The sequence below is a fragment of the Curtobacterium sp. MCBA15_013 genome (genome assembly GCF_001865095.1).
Classification (GTDB): Bacteria; Actinomycetota; Actinomycetes; order Actinomycetales; family Microbacteriaceae; genus Curtobacterium.
This window is the reverse complement of record NZ_MJGQ01000046.1, coordinates 1-1,830: the sequence shown is the minus strand read 5'-3', so window position 1 is coordinate 1,830 and position 1,830 is coordinate 1. Positions and strand designations below refer to the sequence as shown.

Sequence of the window (1,830 nt, the reverse complement as noted above, 5' to 3'; positions counted from 1 at the left end):
CTCGAGGCCGGCGACGAGCCGCAGCAGCGTCGACTTCCCGCAGCCGCTCGGGCCGATGAGCGACACGAACTTCCCGGGCTCGATCGTCAGCTCGACGTCGTCGAGGGCCACCATGGCGCTCGGACCGCTGCCGTACACCTTGCGCACCGCGTCCACCCGGACCGCTGCTGTGGTCATCCGTTCCTCCATACCGTCGGCGAGCACGCAGGCTCGGTCTCGTATGGCGGAGAGCGTGCGTCGCGAGCTCGGGTTCGTCTGCGACGCGGAAATCCGCTGCTGGTGATGAGGTTAGGACGCTCGTGTTACGGAGTCGGGCCACATGTGTTGCGAACGTGTGAACGACTGCACGGGGTCAGCGCTGCGAGGGCGCCGCCGTCCGCCCGTCCCAGACGAGCACCTCGATCCCGAGGTCCTCGGCGGCCACCGAGACCCACCCGGCGAGCGCCCGCGCAGCGGGTTCGGCGACGACGAGGACGGCCCGCTCGGCCCCGGGGACGGACTGCCGCAGCCACAGCAGCTTGAACAGGTCGGCCATCACCTTGTTGCGCCAGGCCGGCTTGTAGGCGCCCTGGTTCGCCACGAGCTGCACCACCACGCGGTCGTCGGCGTCGATGCCCTCGACCTCGACCCGGGCACGGTCGAGCACGACGGTGCGGGGACGGAGGACGAGCCCGAGTGCGGTCCCGGTGTCGTCGAGCATCCGCCGCTCGACGGAGTCGGGGGCGAACCGGCCCCAGTCGGAGCGGGCGTCGGGGACCTCGGTCATGTCGGCAGTGTAGGCGGCCGCTCAGTCCGAGCGCGCCGCCGACTCCAGTGCCTCGGCCGCCGCCCCCGCGCGCACGATGTCCGTGTCACTCACGGACTTCGCGTTGTACTCGGCCTTGTTCTTCACGGCGAGGAGTACCTCGAGGTGCTTCGCGACCGCCTGCCCGGCCGCGGCTCGGAGCACCGGAACGGCCTCGTCGTGGGCACCGGTCCGCGAGTACCTGCCGGTCCTCGCGACGCAGATCGCGTCCGCCGCGGCGATCCCGCTCAGCACGCACTGCACGACGAAGGCGTTCGCGAACGGCGACGTCGAGGTGAGCACCCCCGACTCTCCCCCGAGCTCTCGCAGCGTGTCGGCAGCGTCGAGGAACTCGGTGGCCTTCGCGAGTCGGCCCCGGCGGAACGACTCGTCGCCCTGCGCGGTGGTGCCGGTACGCGGTGTCACCCGGCCAGCGTACGGAGCTTCCGGGACAGCCAACGACCATCACCTGCGATGGGAACACCGTCCCTGGCGACGGACGCGAGGAGCGGATCCGCAGCGTCGATCTCGCTCTCGTCGAAGACCACGGGACGCACGACGTTCCCGGTCCACCTCTGCGCGCGTTCGCACAGCGCGTGGACGGCGTCCTCCGCCTCGGGACGACGCCCGGCGATGACGACGAAGCAGAGGTCGAGGTCACTGTCCGGCCGCATCTCACCCCGGGCACCGGAGCCGAACACGGCCGCGTACCGGAGTGGGAGGCCGTCGCACCCGACGGTGAGCCGCTCGAGGAGCTCGCGCCGCATGTCCGCCAGCGCTCGGACCGCACCAGCGGCGAGGTGGTCGGGGTTCAGCGCGAACGCCTTCGTCCGTCCGGTCCGGAACCCGTTGACGATGCCCTGTTCCGTCAGCCGGTCGGCGCTGTTCCGCACACCGGCGTACGAGCGATCGGGCACGAGCCGACTGATGTCCGCGATCGTCATCGGTCCGGCCGCTCGGGAGAGCACCATCAGCACGTCACCGTCGACCGCAGTGGTCACGGAGGCGAACGGGCGCTGGAGCTGCATAGTGGTAGAAAACTACCG

4 protein-coding genes are annotated in these 1,830 nt (G+C 70.9%); all 4 read right to left on the bottom strand.

What is annotated here, in order from left to right; translation table 11 throughout:
- Window positions 1–177 (bottom strand): ATP-binding cassette domain-containing protein (locus BIV01_RS16735; RefSeq protein WP_139199492.1); only part of this gene is annotated, 177 nt, incomplete at its 3' end.
- A 175-nt stretch (window positions 178–352) separates the two neighbouring features.
- Entirely contained in the window at window positions 353–766 is a 414-nt protein-coding gene (locus BIV01_RS16730) for a hypothetical protein (RefSeq protein ID WP_070416859.1), read from the bottom strand.
- Window positions 767–787: 21 nt separating this feature from the next.
- Window positions 788–1,210: a hypothetical protein gene (locus BIV01_RS16725; protein WP_071303613.1), complete on the bottom strand. Its 423-nt coding sequence runs from the start codon at window positions 1,208–1,210 to the stop codon at window positions 788–790.
- The gene (locus tag BIV01_RS16720) at window positions 1,207–1,812 is read right to left on the bottom strand and encodes a nucleotidyltransferase domain-containing protein (protein ID WP_070416861.1); all 606 of its coding nucleotides are present in this window, start codon (window positions 1,810–1,812) and stop codon (window positions 1,207–1,209) included. Before BIV01_RS16720 ends, BIV01_RS16725 begins: the two co-directional genes overlap by 4 nt.
- Between the last annotated feature and the right edge of the window lie 18 nt (window positions 1,813–1,830).

Excerpts from the sequence above, each read along its gene's own strand:
- BIV01_RS16730 (WP_070416859.1), bottom strand. The coding sequence starts at position 766 with ATGACCGAGGTCCCCGACGCCCGCTCCGACTGGGGCCGGTTCGCCCCC.
- BIV01_RS16720 (WP_070416861.1), bottom strand. The coding sequence starts at position 1,812 with ATGCAGCTCCAGCGCCCGTTCGCCTCCGTGACCACTGCGGTCGACGGT.